The following is a 17917-nucleotide window of genomic DNA, read 5'->3' as shown; positions in this document are numbered from 1 at the left end:
TAAGGCCGGACTCGATCTAAAGCGAACCGTGTTAAGCCTTATCGCGGGCAAGCACCGCTCCCACAGGGACCGTATTTCAATTCGGCTAAGCGAGGAAGTCTTTTAAAGCGGAGGATTTTCTTCAGCAGGCTTGGTCTTGTTCATGCCCGGCACATGCAGATTGCTCTCTGCAACCTGGCTGCCTTCCAGCTGCGGCTGCGTGGCCCAGGTAAGGATGTCGTAGTAGCGGCGGATGTTGGCCACAAAGTGCACCGGCTCGCCGCCTCGGGCATAGCCGTAGCGGGTCTTGCTGTACCACTTTTTCTGCGAAAGACGCGGCAGCATCTTTTTAACGTCGAGCCATTTGTTTGGATTCAGGCCCTCGTTCTCAGCCAGTTTCCGCGCATCTTCCAAATGTCCGCCACCAATGTTGTAGGACGCGAGAGCAAACCACGTACGATCCGGCTCTAAAATCGTGTCGTCCAACTGCTCCTTAACGTAGGCAAAGTACTTGGCACCCCCCTGAATGCTCTGTTTGGCATCCAGGCGGTTGGACACGCCCATGGCCTGCGCCGTGTTTTGAGTCAGCATCATCAAGCCGCGTACACCGGTCTTGGAGGTAACGCCCGGCTGCCAGAGTGATTCCTGATAACCGATAGCCGCCAGCAAGCGCCAGTCCACCTGTTCCTTCTTGGCAGACGCCTGGAAGTGTTTCTCGTACTTGGGAAGGCGTTCCTGCAAATGCTGGGCAAAGGTATAGGCGCCCACATAACCAAGCACATCGACGTGCCCGTAATAGCGATCTTTCAAGCGCTGCAGAGTGCCGTTCTTGTTGACCTTGTCGAGATAAGCGTTGATTTCGTTAAGCAGGCTGTTGTCTTCGCCCGGCGCTACCGCCCAGCGTTGTCCCTTGCCTTCACCCAGATCGAACGCGACACGCACGTTGGGGAAGTAAACCTGATTCATCGCCAACTCGTTGGAGTCCACAAGGGTGATGTCAGTTTGGCCTTCATCGACCATGCGCAGCAGGTCGACTACCTCAACAGCGTCGGATTCTTCGTACTCAATTGCAGGATTTTGCGCTTTCAGTGTAGCCATTTGCTCGGCATGACTGCTGCCTTTAAGGACAGTAATGCGTTTTCCCACCAGATCCGAAGGCTCCGTTGGGCGTGACTGGCCATTGCGATAGATGACCTGCGGAGTGACATCAAGGTAGGAGTGAGAGAAGCGAGCCTGCTTTTTGCGTTCTGCAGTATCAATCAAGCCAGCGGCTGCGAGGACCGGGCCGCCGGGTTTCTGGATCTGCTCGAAGATGTCGTCAAGATTGTCGGCTGTTTCGATCTTCAGCTCTACGCCGAGATCTTCGGCGAAACGCTTGACCAATTCGTACTCGAAACCGGTTTCCCCGTTGCGATCCTGGAAGTAGGTCGCGGGGCTGTTGCGAGTGACCACGCGCAGCACGCCGTCCTCCTTTACTCGCTCCAGTGTGTTGGGTTTATCCACACAGGCGCCGAGCATCAGGAAGAGTCCGGTTGCGATGAGCCATCTGGCACAACGAGGGCGGAAGTCTGATTGGGAAAACATCCGGGCAGTATACGCAAAGCGCACCCGTCGCCATATCTCGACAGCGACGCTCGGGTCTGCTAGAGCGCGGCCTTTCTAATGGGTAACTTGGGGGGCAACTCGGGCTGCCGATATTCGGGCACTGTCAATCTGGCCGTTTTGGGTGCTCAAACAGTACGTTTAGGCTAGAATGCACGGCCTCAAAGCACACCCCCTTCCCGAGGCTGTCCCGAAGATGTTGATCCTGCGCGGTGCTCCTGCCCTTTCTGCCTTTCGCCACAGCAAATTACTGGAACAACTGAAACAGAAAGTTTCAGCTGTCAGTGGCTTGTATGCCGAATTTGCCCACTTTGCCGAAGTCGCTGGCGATCTGACTGGCGAGGAACAGGAAGTTCTCGTTCGCATCTTGAAATACGGCCCGAGTGTGCCGGTTCAAGAGCCGACCGGCCGGTTGTTCCTGGTGTTGCCACGTTTCGGCACTATTTCGCCATGGTCCAGCAAAGCCAGCGATATCGCCCGTAACTGCGGTCTGGCCAAAGTTCAGCGCATTGAACGCGGTATTACCTTCTATGTAGAAGGCCAGTTCAACGAAGCTGAAGCCCAGATCATTGCCGGCTGCCTGCATGACCGCATGACACAAATGGTGCTGGGTTCCGTTCAGGAAGCCGAAGGCCTGTTCACTCACGCCGAGCCCAAGCCGCTGACTGCGATTGATGTGCTGGGTGGCGGTCGTGCTGCACTGGAAAAAGCCAACGTCGACCTCGGTCTGGCGCTGGCTGAAGACGAAATCGATTATCTGGTCACCAGCTTCAATGGTCTGGGGCGCAACCCTCACGACATCGAACTGATGATGTTTGCCCAGGCGAACTCCGAGCACTGCCGTCACAAGATCTTCAACGCCAGTTGGGATATCGACGGCGAGAGCCAGGAAAAAAGCCTGTTCGGCATGATCAAGAACACTTACCAGATGCACAGCGAAGGCGTCCTGTCTGCTTATAAGGACAACGCTTCGGTGATCGTCGGCAGTGTGGCAGGGCGTTTCTTCCCGGACCCTGAAACCCGCCAGTACGGTGCGGTACAGGAGCCAGTGCACATTCTGATGAAGGTTGAGACTCACAACCACCCGACTGCGATTGCCCCGTTCCCGGGCGCATCGACTGGTTCGGGTGGCGAGATTCGCGACGAAGGCGCAACCGGTCGCGGTGCCAAGCCTAAAGCTGGCCTGACCGGTTTCACCGTTTCCAACCTGCAGATTCCAGGCTTCGAACAACCGTGGGAAGTGAACTACGGCAAGCCTGAGCGCATCGTGACTGCGCTGGATATCATGCTTGAAGGCCCATTGGGTGGCGCAGCGTTCAACAACGAATTCGGCCGCCCGGCACTGACCGGTTATTTCCGTACCTTCGAGCAATCCATCAGCACGCCGCACGGTGATGAAGTTCGCGGTTACCACAAGCCGATCATGCTCGCCGGCGGTATGGGTAACATCCGTGCCGAACACGTACAGAAAGGCGAAATCACCGTTGGCTCCAAGCTGATCGTACTCGGCGGCCCGGCGATGTTGATCGGTCTGGGCGGCGGCGCGGCTTCTTCGATGGCCACCGGTACCAGCTCGGCGGATCTGGATTTTGCTTCGGTTCAGCGTGAAAACCCTGAAATGGAGCGTCGTTGTCAGGAAGTCATCGACCGTTGCTGGCAGCTGGGTGACAAGAACCCGATCAGCTTCATTCACGACGTAGGCGCGGGTGGTTTGTCCAACGCCTTCCCGGAACTGGTCAATGACGGCGGCCGTGGTGGTCGTTTCGAATTGCGTAATGTGCCAAACGACGAGCCGGGCATGGCCCCGCTGGAAATCTGGAGCAACGAATCCCAGGAACGTTACGTGATGGCTGTGGGCGCCGAAGACTTCGAGCGTTTCAAGGCTATTTGCGAACGTGAGCGCTGCCCGTTCGCGGTAGTGGGTGAGGCGACTGCCGAGCCACAGTTGACCGTGACCGACAGCCATTTCGGCAACAACCCGGTTGATATGCCGCTCGAAGTCCTGCTGGGCAAGGCTCCGCGCATGCACCGCAGTGCTGATCGTGAAAACGAACTGGGCGACGACTTTGACCCGAGCGTGCTCGACATCGAAGAAAGCGTACAGCGCGTTCTGCACCATCCGGCCGTAGCCAGCAAAAGCTTCCTGATCACCATTGGTGACCGCAGCATTACCGGTCTGGTCGCTCGTGATCAGATGGTAGGCCCTTGGCAGGTGCCGGTGGCTGACGTCGCCGTGACCGCAACCAGCTTCGACGTCAATACCGGTGAAGCCATGGCGATGGGCGAGCGTACTCCGCTGGCACTGCTGGACGCTCCTGCTTCAGGCCGTATGGCCATCGGCGAGACGCTGACCAACATCGCTGCCTCGCGCATCGAAAAGCTTTCCGATATCAAGATGTCCGCCAACTGGATGTCCGCTGCCGGTCACCCAGGTGAAGACGCTCGTCTGTACGACACGGTCAAGGCTGTGGGTATGGAGCTTTGCCCTGCACTGGGTATCACCATTCCGGTGGGCAAGGACTCAATGTCCATGAAAACCCGCTGGAGCGATGAAGGCGTCGAGAAGAGCGTAACGTCGCCGCTGTCGCTGATCGTGACCGGCTTTGCGCCGGTGACTGACATTCGCAAGACCCTGACTCCAGAGCTGCGTATGGACAAGGGCGTCACCGACCTGATCCTGATCGATCTGGGTCGTGGCCAGAACCGTATGGGTGCTTCTATCCTGGCTCAGGTTTACGGCAAGCTCGGTCGTGTTGCACCGGACGTCGATGACTCGGAAGACCTCAAGGCGTTCTTCGCTGTCATTCAAGGTCTGAACGCTGACGGCCATCTGCTGGCTTACCATGACCGTTCCGATGGCGGTCTGTTGGTTACGACGCTGGAAATGGCTTTCGCTGGTCATTGTGGTCTGGACCTGCACATGGACGGTCTGGCTGAGACGCCAGCCGAACTGGCAGCAATCCTGTTCAACGAAGAGCTGGGTGCGGTGATTCAGGTTCGCCAGGATGCCACTCCGGATGTACTGGCCCAGTTCAGCGCTGCGGGTCTGGAAGATTGCGTTGCCGTAATTGGTCAGCCGGTCAACAACGACGAAGTTTCCATCAGCTTCAATGGCGAGCCAGTGTTTGGCGGCCAGCGTCGTCTGCTGCAGCGTCAGTGGGCTGAAACCAGCTACCAGATCCAGCGTCTGCGTGATAACGCCGAGTGTGCCGATCAAGAGTTCGACGCGCTGTTGGAAGAAGATAATCCAGGCCTGACCGTCAAGCTGGGCTTCGACGTCAACGAAGACATTGCGGCGCCGTACATCAAGACTGGCGTGCGTCCACAAGTCGCTGTACTGCGTGAGCAGGGCGTCAACGGTCAGGTCGAAATGGCAGCTGCTTTCGACCGCGCCGGTTTCAACGCGATTGACGTTCACATGAGCGATATCCTCGCCGGTCGTGTCGATCTGAACGATTTCAAAGGGATGGTTGCTTGCGGTGGCTTCTCGTACGGCGACGTGCTGGGCGCTGGTGAAGGCTGGGCCAAGTCGGCGCTGTTCAATAGCCGAGCGCGTGATGCGTTCCAGGGCTTCTTCGAGCGTCAGGACAGCTTCACTCTCGGTGTGTGCAATGGTTGTCAGATGTTGTCCAACCTGCACGAGTTGATTCCGGGCAGCGAGCTGTGGCCACACTTCGTGCGCAACCGCTCCGAGCAGTTCGAAGCCCGGGTTGCGATGGTGCAGATCCAGGAGTCGCCGTCGATCTTCCTGCAGGGTATGGCCGGTTCGCGCATGCCGATCGCCATCGCCCACGGCGAAGGTCACGCTGAGTTCTCCAGTGATGAAGCGCTGGTCGCTGCCGATGTTTCCGGCACGGTCGCGCTACGTTTCGTCGACAACCACGGCAAGATCACCGAAGCCTACCCGGCCAACCCGAACGGTTCGCCGCGCGGCATTGGTGGTCTGACTACTCGCGACGGTCGCGTCACTATCATGATGCCGCACCCTGAACGTGTATTCCGTGCCGTGCAGAACTCCTGGCGTCCAGAAGACTGGAACGAAGACGGTGCGTGGATGCGCATGTTCCGCAATGCACGTGCCTGGGTTAACTAAGACGTCATGTACAAGCTCGCGTTCTTTGTGCCGCCGAGCCATGTAGATCAGGTCAAAAGTGCCGTATTCGCCGCTGGTGCAGGGCGAATCGGGGCTTATGACCAGTGTTCATGGCAGGTGCTTGGCCACGGCCAGTTCCGCCCGCTGGATGGCAGTCAGCCATTTATCGGGCAGGGCGGCGTGGTCGAGCAGGTGCAGGAATGGAAGGTTGAGCTTGTTGTAGCGGATGAGTTGATTCAGCAAGTAGTGGTGGCTCTCAAGCAGAGCCACCCCTATGAGACACCAGCCTACGAGGTTTGGCGGTTGGAGGATCTGTAATTCCTCTGTAGGAGCTGCCGAAGGCTGCGATGCGATTTATCTGATACATCGCCATCGCAGCCTTCGGCAGCTCCTACAGGAGTCCAGCGTTCTCTTTAAGGCCTGATCTCAATCATCGTGCCGTCTTTTACCAGGCTCCACACTTCCCGCATGTCGTTGTTCTTCAGCGCGATGCAGCCGTTGGTCCAGTCCAGCGTGTGGAAGTACCACTCCGGATACTCCTCATCCACTGGCGTGCCATGAATCATGATCATGCTGCCCGGCTTCACGCCTTCGCGTTTTGAGCGCTCTGCGTCCGCAGCATTCGGGTAGGAGATGTGCATCGACAAGTTGTAGTTGGTGCTGGTCTTGCGCCAGTCGAGCCAATAGAAACCTTCGGGTGTGCGCTGGTCGCCTTCCTTGAGTTTGGTGCCTTTGGGTTGTTTACCCAGCGAAATACGGTAGGTCTTCAGGGACTCGCCACCGCTGATCAGTTGCAACTGACGGACTGATTTGAGCACCAGCACTTTGTCGATTTTCTTGTCTGCGATGTTCTCGACGTTGATGACCTTTTCGCCAACGATCTTCTGCTCGCTGCCCTTCGGAACAATGGTCTGAGTAAACGAGGCCTGAGACAGCGGCATGAATGACAAGCACAAAGCAGCGAGCAACCAACGCATCTAAACGGTATCCCTGAGGCGGCGCCTGTTGTGGGCTGGCCTGATTAAGAGTCTTGAATGGGCCGCGATGGCGGCAGGGACTCGTTACGCACAGGGTAAACCTGTTGGCGACGATCCGCGAAAAAGCATTCTAGGGTACGGCGGACCGTCATGAAAGCCAGCTCTGACCACGGTATGTCGGCTTCGTCGAACAGGCGGACTTCCAGGCTCTCGATTCCGGCGGCGAAGTCTGGTGTAGCCAGCTCGCCCCGAAAGAACACATGCACCTGATTAATGTGCGCAACGTCTACCAGCATGTACAGACTGAGATCGCCCGGCGTTGCGCAGGCTTCTTCATCCGTTTCCCGGCGTGCTGCCTGCTCCATGGTTTCGCCGTTTTCCATAAAGCCTGCCGGCAGGGTCCAGAACCCCAGGCGAGGTTCGATAGCCCTACGGCACAGCAATACCTTGCCTTCCCACACCGCCAGGCAGCCCGCGACGATATTGGGGTTCTGGTAGTGAATGGTTTTGCAATGTTCGCAGACATAACGCAGGCGGCTATCGCCTTCAGGAATGCACTGGATAACCGGTTTGGCGCACTGGCTGCAGAATTTCATGGAATGAGTCGATTGCTGAATTCAGCCGCTATCTTGGCGCGTGGTGCGGGTCATCGGCAAGCTGCGCTTTAGTCTTGCTTACATTGTCCTACAAGGGCTTGGGCGGTTCGCCACTTTGGTGCATGATGCGGGGTAGGCAACAGATCGAGATTTCCCATGCTGGATGAGCTACTTCGCCGTGTAAGCAGTCATACGCCGAGCACATTTGAGACGGATCGACTTTTTCCCGAAGCTGCAGTGTTGCTGCCGATTACCCGTAGTGACGAGCCGGAGTTGATTCTGACTCTGCGTGCCAGCGGGCTGTCGACCCATGGTGGTGAAGTGGCCTTTCCGGGTGGGCGACGTGACCCTGAAGACAGTGACCTGATTTTTACTGCACTGCGCGAAGCCGAGGAAGAGATCGGTCTGCCGCCGGGGCTGGTAGAAGTGATCGGCCCGCTCAGCCCATTGATCTCCAAGCACGGTATCAAAGTCACGCCCTATGTGGGGTTGATTCCCGACTTCGTCGAATATCGCCCCAACGATGCTGAAATCGCCGCCGTGTTCAGCGTGCCGCTGGAGTTCTTTCGGCAGGACACCCGAGAGCATACCCACCGCATCGACTATCAAGGACGTAGTTGGTACGTGCCCAGCTATCGTTACGGGGAATTCAAAATCTGGGGGCTGACTGCGATCATGATCGTCGAGTTGATCAACGTGCTTTATGACAGCAAGATCAGCCTGCATCACCCGCCTGAACACTCCGTGATCTAAGCGTCGATTAAACGGGCCGCAGAGCCTTGAGGATTCCTACCCATGAAATATCGTCTGGGCGATTTTCGCGTCGAAACCCATCCGCAAAGCTGGGTCGCGCCCAATGCTGTGCTGATCGGCAAGGTCAAGCTGGAGGCGGGGGCTAATGTCTGGTTCAACGCCGTGCTGCGTGGCGATAACGAGTTGATCCACATTGGTGAGAACAGCAACGTGCAGGACGGCACGGTGATGCATACCGATATGGGCTCGCCGTTGGCGATCGGTAAAGGCGTGACTATCGGGCATAACGCCATGCTGCATGGTTGCAGCGTCGATGATTACAGTCTGATCGGGATCAACGCAGTGATCCTTAACGGCGCGAAGATTGGCAAGTACTGCATCATCGGCGCCAATTCGTTGATCGGTGAGGGCAAGGTGATCCCTGATGGCTCGCTCGTCATGGGCTCGCCCGGTAAAGTAGTGCGTGAACTCACTGAAGTGCAGAAGAAAATGCTTGAAGCCAGTGCCGCCCACTACGTCCACAACGCCCAGCGCTACGCTCGCGACTTGATGCCGCAGGACGATTGATGGAAACCGAACGCCGTGTTGCCTCACCCTGCGTCAGTATCTGCGCGCTGGATGACGATGATGTATGCCTGGGTTGCCAGCGTACCGTGAAAGAAATCACCGACTGGCACGCCATGGACAACGACCAGCGCCGCGCCGTGCTCAGGCTCTGCCATGAGCGTGCCGAAGCGAGTGGGCTTGTCTGGAAGTTGTCCTGAGCAGTCTCGCATGGCGATTCTTGTAGGAGCTGCCGAAGGCTGCGAAAGCGGTCTTCCAGATGGTTCGCTTCGCAGCCTTCGGCAGCTCCTACAAAGTACCGATTCCAGATCAGCGAGCAGCGAGGCTGGTATCATCTCCGCATCTTCCCGCCACATAAGCCTCACCTCATGCTCTTCCTGATTGCCTACATCAGCAGCGTTGTGCTGATCAATTTCGCTTTTTCCGCCGCGCCGCATCTGGACGTTATCTGGTCTGCCTGGGGTGGGTTGGTGTTTGTGTTGCGCGATATGGTGCAGACCCGTTTCGGCCACGGTGCGATCCTGGCTATGCTCGCCGCTCTGGTGCTGTCGTATGTGACGTCCGATCCCACCATTGCGCTGGCCAGTGCCACAGCGTTTGCGGTCTCGGAGTGCATCGACTGGCTGGTGTTCACTATCACCAAGCGTCCGTTGCGTGATCGTTTGTGGCTAAGTTCGGCGTTGAGTATCCCGGTGGATACCTTCATCTTTTTCGGCCTGATCGATGCGCTGACCACTCCGGTTATTGTCACGGCGCTGGTTTCCAAGTTTGCCGGTGTCACTGCCGTCTGGCTGATCATGGCCTGGCGTGCGCGCAAGAACGCTTGTCCTGGCTGAGAATTACGGGGCTTCGTGTTAAATTGCGCGCCTTTCTCCACAGCGGTCGCTCGCATCGACGCGGGCTGCCCTCGATATCTGCTCCACGAGGACCTGAGATGACTCAAATCGGAACTCCACTGTCGCCTGTCGCGACCCGTGTATTGCTCTGCGGTTGCGGTGAGCTGGGCAAGGAAGTAGTGATCGAACTGCAGCGCCTGGGCGTTGAGGTGATCGCTGTTGATCGTTATGCCAATGCGCCTGCCATGCAGGTTGCCCATCGCAGCCATGTGATCAACATGCTCGACGGTGCTGCGCTGCGTGCGGTGATCGAAGCCGAGAAACCGCACTACATCGTGCCGGAAATCGAGGCAATCGCCACCGCCACTCTGGTTGAACTGGAAGCTGAAGGGTTCACGGTTATCCCGACGGCCCGCGCCACGCAATTGACCATGAACCGCGAAGGCATCCGTCGTCTTGCCGCCGAAGAGCTGGACCTGCCAACGTCGCCGTATCACTTCGCCGACACCTTCGAAGACTACAGCAAGGCTGTCCAGGACCTGGGCTTCCCATGTGTGGTCAAGCCGGTGATGAGTTCGTCGGGCAAAGGCCAGAGCCTGCTGCGCACTGCTGATGACGTGCAGAAGGCCTGGGACTACGCTCAGGAAGGCGGTCGTGCCGGTAAAGGCCGCGTGATCATCGAAGGCTTCATCGACTTCGAATACGAAATCACTCTGCTGACCGTACGTCACGCGGGCGGTACTACCTTCTGCGCGCCAGTGGGCCACCGTCAGGAGAAGGGCGACTATCAGGAGTCCTGGCAGCCACAGGCTATGAGCCCTGTTGCACTGGCTGAGTCCGAGCGCGTTGCCAAGGCGGTTACTGAGGCGCTGGGTGGTCGTGGTCTGTTTGGTGTCGAACTGTTCATCAAAGGTGATCAGGTCTGGTTCAGCGAAGTTTCGCCGCGCCCGCACGATACAGGCCTGGTTACTCTGATTTCTCAGGACCTGTCGCAGTTTGCCTTGCACGCTCGCGCCATTCTGGGTCTGCCGATCCCGCAGATTCGCCAGTTTGGGCCATCGGCTTCAGCTGTAATTCTGGTGGAAGGTCAGTCGACGAATACCACTTTCGCCAACCTCAATGAGGCCCTGAGCGAGCCGGATACCGCACTGCGTCTGTTCGGCAAGCCTGAAGTCAACGGCCAGCGCCGCATGGGCGTGGCACTGGCCCGTGACGAGTCCATCGAAGCGGCCCGCGCCAAGGCCACCCGCTCTTCGCGGGCTGTGAAAGTCCAGCTGTAACGTAGCGCTGCGTCATATAGGGCGGTGTCCCAGACACCGCCCTATCGCGGGGACTGTTGGAGCGAGGCTTGCCCGCGAACTAGCCGACGCGGTATGTCTGGCGCACAGCGTCATCGTTCTTCGCCGGCAAGCCTCGCTCCAACAGAAACCTCTGTTCACACGAGCGCTTGTCTGAGCTAAGCAATCTTGTCCAGATCCGCCTCACGCGTCTCCTTCAGGCACAGCACGGCAATCACGCTGATCAACGCTGCTGCCGACACATACCCACCGACCCAACTCAAGCCGCCCATCGCTACCAGTTTCTGGGCGAAGAAAGGCGCAACTGATGCTCCGACAATGCCACCCAGGTTGTAGGCCGCTGACGCGCCGGTGTACCTGACGCGTGTAGGAAACAGTTCGGGCAACATCGCACCCATAGGGGCGAAGGTCACGCCCATCAAGAACAGTTCGATACACAGAAACAGCGCTACGGCCCATGTCGTGCCATGCGTCAGCAAGGGCTCCATGGTGAAGCCGGACATAATCGCCAGCACGCCACCAATGATCAGCACCGGGCGTCGTCCAAAACGATCGCTGGCCCATGCAGCAAGCGGGGTCGCCGCAGCCATGAACAGCACCGCGAAGCACAGCAGGGCGAGGAAGGTCTCCCGGCTGTAACCCAGGGTGGACACGCCATAGCTCAGTGAGAACACCGTTGAGATGTAGAACAGCGCATAACAAACCACCATTGATGCCGCACCAAGTAATACCGGCACCCAGTATTGGCTGAACAGCTCGACTATCGGCATCTTCACTCGCTCGTGGCGGGCGATTGCCTTGGTGAAGACTGGCGTTTCTTCCAGCTTCAGGCGCACATAAAGTCCAACCATGACCAATGCCGCGCTCAGCAGGAACGGGATTCGCCAGCCCCAGGAGCGAAACTGCTCGTCATCCAGCGTCATGGCCAGTGTCAGGAACAGCCCGTTAGCGGCGAGGAAACCAATCGAAGGGCCAAGTTGCGGGAACATACCGAACCAGGCGCGTTTGCCTTTGGGGGCGTTTTCCGTAGCAAGCAAAGCCGCGCCGCCCCATTCGCCACCCAGCCCCAGGCCCTGTCCGAAACGTAGCACGCATAAAAGAATCGGTGCCCAGGCACCTATCGTTGCGTAACCCGGCAGTACGCCGATCAGCGTGGTGCACACGCCCATCAGCAGAAGTGAAGCCACCAGCGTTGATTTGCGCCCAATGCGATCACCGAAGTGGCCGAACAGCGCAGAGCCTAGCGGGCGGGCAAGGAAGGCGATACCGAAGGTCAGAAACGCCGACAGCATTTGTGCGGTGCCTGACGTTTGGGGGAAAAACACCGGGCCGATTACCAGCGCGGCGGCGGTGGCGTACACGTAGAAGTCATAGAATTCGATGGCGGTGCCAATAAAACTGGCGGTAGCGACGCGTGTGGCGGAATTGGCCGGGCGAGCTGGCGCGCTATCATTTTCATGAGCGGCAGAAGTCGTAGTCATGCGGTTTTCCTGACAGTCGTAGTGCCTTTCGACGAGGCATACATTAATTATTGTGGGTGCAGCGCTGATCAGGTTAGCCCGGATAAGGGCGAAAGGCGTTGGCCGTGCCTTGGGTAGGGCAGGGTCAGGGAAATGCGCGAAACGTTCAGGCTGAGTGACTGGCCGGATCACACGGGGTGCGGGTAGCACACGGATCGGCGGGCTGGGTAAGCGGCTCGATTATAGGAATCGTGCCGCTTGCATAACAAGGGGCTTGTAACAATGGCATCAGTGACTTTAGCGGGTGGTCGGCTTCTGCCACATCATGACTCGCGTCACGCGGTTGTCTTCGGTTTCGAGGATTTCCAGGCGATACGGCCCGATCTTCAGGCAGACCGCACTTTCCGGGATGGTTTCCAGCGCTTCGGTGACGAGACCATTGAGGGTCTTGGGGCCGTCGGACGGCAAGTGCCAGCCCAGACTCTTGTTCAGATCACGAATCGAAGCCGCGCCGTCCACTACCAGCCTGCCATCGGCCTGTGGGTGAATGTGCGGATTGTTCAGGGTTTGCTCGTTTTCGAACTCGCCGACGATCTCTTCCAGAATGTCTTCCAGGCTGACAATGCCCAGCACTTCGCCGTACTCATCGACCACCACGCCGAGGCGGCGCTGTTGTTTGTGGAAGTTGAGCAACTGCAGTTGAAGCGGCGTGCTTTCCGGAACGAAGTAAGGCTCGTAGCACGCGGCCAGGATCTGCTCTTTGGTCAGCTCACCCTTGGGCAGCAGATGGCTGATCTGACGTGTGTTGAGCACGCCTTGAACCTGATTGATATCGTTGTGATAAACAGGCAGACGGGTGTGCCTTGAGATAATCAGGCGCTCGACAATCTGCTCGATGCTGTCGTCAAGGTTGACGCCGTCCACGTCATTGCGCGGTACCAGAATGTCGTTGACGGTGATGCTGTCCAGCGCATGGATGCCTGAAAGCACGGGAGAGCGGCCAGGATGGTGTTCGTTGACGCCGTCGTGATGAGTGTGCGGACGTACTTCGTCGTCGTTCGCTGCGACCACCCGGGTGTTACGCCCGCCGAACGGTCGTAGCAGCGTCCTGGCAATGCAGTTGAACAGCCAGGCCAGTGGCCAGAGCAACTTCATCGGAATGCGCAGCAGGCTGTTCGCCATGTGCACGATTACTTCCGGATGGCGGGCTGCCAGTTTGCGAGGGATGAGTTCTACGAAGATCAGCGTGATGCTGGTGACGCTGATCCAGGCCAGCGTCGGGCCGTTGTAAAACCAGTAGTTCACTGACAGCAGGGTGACGATCACGGTGATCAGCACCTTGATCAAGGTGTTGGCAAGGATCAGGCTGCCCAGTTCGAATTTAAGCTCAGGCCGGGGAGGGGCCGGTTGACGGTCACCGCTGCGCAGCGCTTTGAGTCGCTGGTGGGCTGTTTCAATAGCCGTAAAAAGGGCTGCCCAAAGAATCAACAGGGCCACGACACCGAGCATCGGGGCGATTGGCAAATTATCCATAATCAGCGAACCGTCAGATGTGCAGAATGAATTCGCGGACCAGCTTGCTGCCGAAATAGGCCAGCATCAGCAGGCAGAAACCGCCCAGGGTCCAGCGGATAGCCTTGTGCCCGCGCCAGCCGAGACGATTGCGGCCCCACAACAATACGCTGAACACCACCCAGGCCAGGCACGCCAGCAGGGTTTTGTGTACCAGGTGCTGTGCGAAGAGGTTTTCGACGAACAGCCAGCCGGAGATCAGTGAGAGGGAAAGCAGCGACCATCCGGCCCAGAGAAAGCCAAACAACAGGCTTTCCATGGTTTGCAGGGGAGGGAAGTTCTTGATCAGCCCTGACGGGTGCTTATGCTTGAGTTGATGGTCCTGCACCAGCAGCAGCAATGCCTGCACGACTGCAATGGTGAACATGCCGTAGGCAAGAATCGACAGCAGAATGTGGCTGAGAATGCCCGGTTCTTCAACGATGGGCTGCACTGTGCCCGCCGGTGCAAACTGCGCAAGCAGCGCAGTAATCATCCCCAGCGGGAACAGAAGCACGAGCAGGTTTTCTACCGGGATGCGCACGGTAGCGAGCAATGTCAGCGCGATCACCGCAACGGCAATCAGGCTGGCGGCGCTGAAAAAGTCCAGGCCAAGCCCGATGGGGCGGATCAACTGGGAAAAAAGTCCGAAGGCATGTGCCACAACGGCCAGCGTGCCGAGCAGGCAGAGCAGCCGTTTGTCGGCGCGTTTCGCCTGGCTGAGGCGGATGCCCTGATAGATAGTCGCAGCGGCATAAAGGCAGGCGGCGGCGAGGCTGGGTAGCAGGCTGGGTGGCAAAGGGAACATAAATCCTGATGGACGGGCCTTTAAAGGCGCTGAGTTTGGCATACAACCGTCATTTCACGAAAGACCACAGATGCAGACTCCGTAGTGTCCGTCCAGCGGAGTCTTCGCTATAATCCGCGACCTGCTCTAGCCACAGGCTCGCCGAGCGCCATTTTATGATGGGCCGGGCCGCATCAACCGGGGTTCGCCAAGAGCCTGAAAGGATCGCGCATGTTTGAAAACCTGACAGATCGTCTCTCGCAGACGCTGCGCCATGTGACTGGCAAAGCCAAGCTGACCGAGGACAACATCAAAGACACCCTGCGCGAAGTGCGTATGGCGTTGCTTGAAGCAGACGTTGCCTTGCCGGTTGTCAAAGACTTCGTCAACAAGGTCAAGGAGCGCGCTGTCGGCACGGAAGTGTCGCGCAGCCTGACCCCGGGCCAGGCCTTCGTGAAGATCGTCCAGGCTGAACTAGAAGACATGATGGGGGCAGCCAATGAAGAGCTGACCCTGAATGTCACGCCGCCTGCCGTGATTCTGATGGCGGGTCTGCAGGGTGCGGGTAAGACCACTACTGCTGGCAAGCTGGCCAAGTTTCTCAAAGAGCGCAAGAAAAAGACCGTCATGGTCGTGTCTGCCGACGTATATCGTCCGGCAGCCATCAAGCAGCTCGAAACCCTGGCTGGCGACATCGGTGTCACGTTCTTCCCTTCGGATATCAGCCAGAAGCCGGTGGACATTGCCGAAGCGGCAATAAAGGAAGCGAAGCTCAAGTTTATTGACGTCGTCATCCTCGACACCGCAGGTCGTCTGCATATCGACGCGGAGATGATGGGCGAGATCCAGGCGCTGCATGCTGCGGTCAAGCCAGCCGAGACGCTGTTCGTGGTTGATGCCATGACCGGTCAGGATGCCGCCAACACTGCCAAGGCGTTTGGTGATGCGCTGCCGTTGACCGGTGTGATCCTGACCAAGGTCGACGGTGATGCCCGGGGCGGTGCAGCGTTGTCCGTGCGCGCCATCACCGGCAAGCCGATCAAGTTCATCGGTATGGGCGAGAAGAGCGATGCGCTCGAACCGTTCCACCCTGATCGTATCGCGTCACGAATTCTTGGCATGGGGGACGTGCTCAGCCTCATCGAACAGGCCGAGCAGACCCTCGACAAGGACAAGGCCGATAAACTGGCCAAAAAGCTGAAAAAGGGCAAAGGCTTCGATCTCGAAGATTTCCGTGATCAGCTTCAACAGATGAAGAACATGGGCGGCCTCGGCGGGCTCATGGACAAACTGCCGAGCATCGGTGGCGTCAACCTGTCGCAGATGGGCAATGCCCAAGGCGCAGCAGAGAAGCAGTTCAAGCAGATGGAAGCCATCATCAACTCGATGACTCCGGCTGAGCGTCGTGACCCGGATCTGATCAGCGGCTCGCGCAAGCGCCGCATATCCATGGGGTCTGGCACTCAGGTGCAGGACATCGGGCGTCTGATCAAGCAGCACAAGCAGATGCAGAAGATGATGAAGAAATTCTCCGCCAAAGGCGGAATGGCCAAAATGATGCGCGGCATGGGCGGAATGTTGCCCGGCGGCGGCATGCCAAAAATGTGATGCATCGCGTGCAGGTTCCTCTGCGCGCATCCCACATGGGGGCTCGCCCCCGGTAAAAGCCCGCGTTGCGGGTCTATATAAGCCGTCGCAAGCGACGGCTCCCTGGCAAATCTGCACGGCACAACAGCAAGTGCCAGAAAAAGACATTTGCAAAAGTCCGGATATTCCTTAGAATATGCGGCCTTTCGGGCACCTATGCCCGCTGTGCATCTTAGATTTGCAGCACCGACTACAGGAACGATGTTCAATGCTAACTATTCGTCTTGCCCTGGGCGGCTCCAAAAAGCGCCCGTTTTACCACCTGACTGTTACCGATAGCCGCAATGCGCGCGACGGTTCGCACAAAGAGCAAATTGGCTTCTTCAACCCGGTTGCCCGTGGTCAGGAAGTTCGTTTGTCCGTGAACGAAGAGCGCGTTAACTACTGGTTGAGCGTGGGTGCACAAACATCCGATCGCGTTGCCCAGTTGCTGAAAGAACACGCCAAGACCAAGGTCGCGGCCTGAGCAATATGAACGCGGCGCCAACGACTGCCGACGACTTGATCGTCATTGGCAAGATTTATTCGGTACATGGCGTTCGCGGCGAAGTGAAGGTTTTTTCCTTTACTGATCCGATTGGAAACCTGTTGGATTACAAAACCTGGACGCTTCGGCGCGAAGGCAGCGTTAAACAGGTAGAGCTGGTCAGCGGACGCTTGCAAAACAAGTTCCTGGTCGCAAAGCTCAAAGGTCTCGATGACCGTGAAGAAGCTCGTCTTCTGGCCGGTTTTGAAATCTGCGTGCCGCGTAACCTGTTCCCTGATCTGACCGACGGCGAGTACTACTGGTACCAGCTGGAGGGTCTCAAGGTCATCGACCATCAAGGGCAATTGCTCGGGAAGATCGATCATCTGCTAGAGACAGGCTCGAATGATGTAATGGTGGTCAAGCCCTGCGCAGGCAGCCTGGACGATCGCGAACGCCTGTTGCCCTATACAGAGCAATGTGTGTTGGTTGTTGACCTGGAAGCTGGCGAGATGAAGGTGGATTGGGATTCGGACTTCTAAGCAATGGCTAGCCTGCGCATAGAAGTGATCAGTCTGTTTCCCGAGATGTTTTCCGCCATCAGCGACTACGGCATTACCAGCCGTGCGGTGAAACAAGGGCTGTTGCAGCTGACTTGTTGGAATCCGCGGGACTACACCACGGATCGGCATCACACTGTGGACGATCGCCCATTTGGCGGTGGTCCGGGCATGGTGATGAAGATCAAGCCCCTTGAAGATGCTCTGGTTCAGGCCAGGCAAGCGGCAGGGGATGCGGCGAAGGTGATTTACCTGTCGCCACAAGGCCGCCAACTGAATCAGTCTGCGGTACGCGAACTGGCGCAGGAGGAAGCGATTATCCTCATCGCCGGTCGTTATGAAGGCATTGACGAGCGTTTTATTGATGCTCATGTCGATGAAGAGTGGTCGATTGGTGACTATGTACTGTCTGGCGGCGAGCTGCCGGCAATGGTGCTGATCGATGCGGTTACGCGGCTGCTGCCTGGAGCTTTAGGGCATGCGGACTCTGCGGAGGAAGATTCCTTCACTGATGGTCTGCTGGATTGCCCGCATTACACCCGACCGGAGGTGTATGCGGATCAGCGTGTTCCCGACGTGTTGCTAAGTGGCAATCACGCGCACATCCGGCGTTGGCGTTTACAGCAGTCCCTTGGGCGGACCTATGAACGACGCGCCGATCTTCTGGAAAGCCGCTCGCTTTCTGGAGAAGAGAAGAAGCTGCTCGCGGAATACATCCGCGAACGGGACGATAGTTAACGTATCGATG

General features: G+C 57.8%; 17 protein-coding genes. 11 read left to right on the top strand and 6 right to left on the bottom strand.

All coding sequences use genetic code 11. The features are described from left to right. Positions 1-102: 102 nt before the first annotated feature. Entirely contained in the window at positions 103-1563 is a 1461-nt protein-coding gene (gene mltF, locus EE949_RS16680; protein ID WP_122665281.1) for a membrane-bound lytic murein transglycosylase MltF, read from the bottom strand. Between the two features lie 214 nt (positions 1564-1777). Between mltF and purL the strand changes: the two genes are divergently transcribed. Together purL and EE949_RS16670 are read left to right on the top strand one after the other, a co-directional pair. Beyond that, positions 1778-5674 (top strand): phosphoribosylformylglycinamidine synthase, encoded by a 3897-nt coding sequence (purL, locus tag EE949_RS16675; RefSeq protein ID WP_122665280.1) that lies wholly within the window; start codon positions 1778-1780, stop codon positions 5672-5674. A gap of 6 nt (positions 5675-5680) precedes the next feature. Then, the gene (locus EE949_RS16670) at positions 5681-5992 is read left to right on the top strand and encodes a YqfO family protein (RefSeq protein WP_122665279.1); all 312 of its coding nucleotides are present in this window, start codon (positions 5681-5683) and stop codon (positions 5990-5992) included. A gap of 95 nt (positions 5993-6087) precedes the next feature. Here EE949_RS16670 and EE949_RS16665 read toward each other — a convergent pair whose 3' ends face one another. Both EE949_RS16665 and EE949_RS16660 read right to left on the bottom strand, forming a co-directional pair. Beyond that, positions 6088-6651 carry a L,D-transpeptidase family protein gene (locus EE949_RS16665; protein ID WP_122665278.1) on the bottom strand — a complete coding sequence of 188 codons (564 nt, stop codon included), beginning with the start codon at positions 6649-6651 and terminating at the stop codon, positions 6088-6090. 44 nt (positions 6652-6695) lie between these two features. Continuing rightward, positions 6696-7247: an NUDIX hydrolase gene (locus EE949_RS16660; protein WP_122665277.1), complete on the bottom strand. Its 552-nt coding sequence runs from the start codon at positions 7245-7247 to the stop codon at positions 6696-6698. A 156-nt stretch (positions 7248-7403) separates the two neighbouring features. Between EE949_RS16660 and EE949_RS16655 the strand changes: the two genes are divergently transcribed. The 5 genes from EE949_RS16655 (at position 7404) to purT (ending at position 10680) form a co-directional block, all read left to right on the top strand. Beyond that, positions 7404-8000: a CoA pyrophosphatase gene (locus EE949_RS16655; protein ID WP_087264536.1), complete on the top strand. Its 597-nt coding sequence runs from the start codon at positions 7404-7406 to the stop codon at positions 7998-8000. 42 nt (positions 8001-8042) lie between these two features. Continuing rightward, entirely contained in the window at positions 8043-8567 is a 525-nt protein-coding gene (locus EE949_RS16650) for a gamma carbonic anhydrase family protein (RefSeq protein ID WP_122665276.1), read from the top strand. Further along, a complete protein-coding gene (locus tag EE949_RS16645; RefSeq protein WP_430735944.1) occupies positions 8567-8764 on the top strand; it encodes a DUF1289 domain-containing protein in 198 nt (65 codons plus the stop codon). Before EE949_RS16650 ends, EE949_RS16645 begins: the two co-directional genes overlap by 1 nt. A 168-nt stretch (positions 8765-8932) precedes the next feature. After that, complete coding sequence (locus EE949_RS16640) at positions 8933-9400, top strand: VUT family protein (RefSeq protein ID WP_122665274.1); 468 nt, start codon at positions 8933-8935, stop codon at positions 9398-9400. Between the two features lie 98 nt (positions 9401-9498). Further along, positions 9499-10680 (top strand): formate-dependent phosphoribosylglycinamide formyltransferase, encoded by a 1182-nt coding sequence (purT, locus tag EE949_RS16635; protein WP_122665273.1) that lies wholly within the window; start codon positions 9499-9501, stop codon positions 10678-10680. Positions 10681-10856: 176 nt separating this feature from the next. Here the strand turns inward: purT and EE949_RS16630 are convergent, their stop codons facing one another. From EE949_RS16630 to EE949_RS16620, 3 genes are all read right to left on the bottom strand, one after another. After that, on the bottom strand, positions 10857-12179 hold the full coding sequence (locus tag EE949_RS16630; RefSeq protein WP_122665272.1) for an MFS transporter: 1323 nt from the start codon (positions 12177-12179) through the stop codon (positions 10857-10859). 276 nt (positions 12180-12455) lie between these two features. Continuing rightward, positions 12456-13691: an HlyC/CorC family transporter gene (locus EE949_RS16625; RefSeq protein WP_122665271.1), complete on the bottom strand. Its 1236-nt coding sequence runs from the start codon at positions 13689-13691 to the stop codon at positions 12456-12458. A 13-nt stretch (positions 13692-13704) separates the two neighbouring features. Beyond that, positions 13705-14517 (bottom strand): cytochrome C assembly family protein, encoded by an 813-nt coding sequence (locus EE949_RS16620; RefSeq protein ID WP_122665270.1) that lies wholly within the window; start codon positions 14515-14517, stop codon positions 13705-13707. 210 nt (positions 14518-14727) lie between these two features. On the opposite strand from EE949_RS16620, the gene ffh reads away from it, so the two are divergent. The 4 genes from ffh to trmD all read left to right on the top strand — a co-directional run bounded on the left by ffh (position 14728) and on the right by trmD (position 17907). Then, positions 14728-16104, top strand: coding sequence for a signal recognition particle protein (ffh, locus tag EE949_RS16615; protein ID WP_087264527.1), 1377 nt, complete (start codon positions 14728-14730; stop codon positions 16102-16104). A gap of 247 nt (positions 16105-16351) precedes the next feature. Next, complete coding sequence (rpsP, locus tag EE949_RS16610; RefSeq protein WP_122665269.1) at positions 16352-16609, top strand: 30S ribosomal protein S16; 258 nt, start codon at positions 16352-16354, stop codon at positions 16607-16609. Positions 16610-16614: 5 nt separating this feature from the next. Then, positions 16615-17151, top strand: coding sequence for a ribosome maturation factor RimM (gene rimM, locus EE949_RS16605; protein WP_087264526.1), 537 nt, complete (start codon positions 16615-16617; stop codon positions 17149-17151). A 3-nt stretch (positions 17152-17154) separates the two neighbouring features. Further along, positions 17155-17907 carry a tRNA (guanosine(37)-N1)-methyltransferase TrmD gene (gene trmD / locus EE949_RS16600; RefSeq protein ID WP_122665268.1) on the top strand — a complete coding sequence of 251 codons (753 nt, stop codon included), beginning with the start codon at positions 17155-17157 and terminating at the stop codon, positions 17905-17907. Positions 17908-17917: the final 10 nt, after the last annotated feature.

Source organism: Pseudomonas viridiflava, from assembly GCF_900602065.1.
Taxonomy (GTDB): Bacteria; Pseudomonadota; Gammaproteobacteria; order Pseudomonadales; family Pseudomonadaceae; genus Aquipseudomonas.
Note: the sequence above shows the minus strand (reverse complement) of the source record. Positions and strands in the feature narration are given on the sequence as shown.